This window comes from Stenotrophomonas chelatiphaga (assembly GCF_001431535.1).
Classification (GTDB): Bacteria; Pseudomonadota; Gammaproteobacteria; order Xanthomonadales; family Xanthomonadaceae; genus Stenotrophomonas; species Stenotrophomonas chelatiphaga.
This window is the reverse complement of sequence record NZ_LDJK01000118.1, coordinates 1-814: the sequence shown is the minus strand read 5'-3', so window position 1 is coordinate 814 and position 814 is coordinate 1. Positions and strand designations below refer to the sequence as shown.

The window sequence follows — 814 nt, the reverse complement described above, 5'->3', positions numbered from 1 at the left end:
AGCTGCCGCGGCAGCTTGAGGATAACTGGATATACATTCAGGAGCCTGGTGTTAACGTCGGTCGTGTTCAGGTCTTCAATAACTGGAGTCCGCACATGGTATGCGATTCATCTAAAGTCTGGATGGGCTTGGAATTCTTCTGCCGCGAAACTGACGATCTCTGGAAAATGAGTGACGAGGCGTTGCAGAAGTTGGCCCAGAGCGAAATGAAACAAATCGGGCTGGTCTCTGTAGATGCTGCGGAGGATGCTGTCGTGATTCGTGTTCCTAAAGCCTATCCAGGTTATTTCGGCGCGGCATACACGCGCTTCGATGAGCTTCGAGCCGCGCTGGATGAGGTTGAAAATCTCTTTCTGGTCGGGCGTAACGGAATGCATCGCTATAACAATCAGGATCATTCCATGCTTACGGCTAAGGAGGCAGCGGATCAGATTATCTCTGGTGTGATTGACAAGTCGCGTATCTGGGCGATCAATGTCGATGACGAATACCATGAGGAAAAGGCGGTAGCCTGAGTGAGACATTATGGCGGGGTTGAGTCTGCTTGAGCGAGGCTGACCAAGGGAGGGGCTGTTTGGAAAAGGTGATCACCGTTCAGTGGCTGAGAGCTGTCGCTGCGCTGAGCGTGGTGTGGTTTCACAGTCTTTGCCTTCTCCACTACGTGTGTCTCTTATACACATCTGACGCTGTCGAGCACCCCTTACCTGTATCATTCGGACGTTCCCCTGTCATCAACAAACAATAAGAATCTCGCGCAATCATCAGTGTATGGAACTAGACGAAACTCACACGATGCAACCCATCTACGACACAA

At 51.0% G+C, this 814-nt stretch carries 1 protein-coding gene; it reads left to right on the top strand.

What is annotated here, in order from left to right:
* Positions 1-515, top strand: a 515-nt coding sequence (locus ABB28_RS17315; RefSeq protein ID WP_211260410.1) for a hypothetical protein, incomplete at its 5' end; no start/stop codon positions are given.
* Between the last annotated feature and the right edge of the window lie 299 nt (positions 516-814).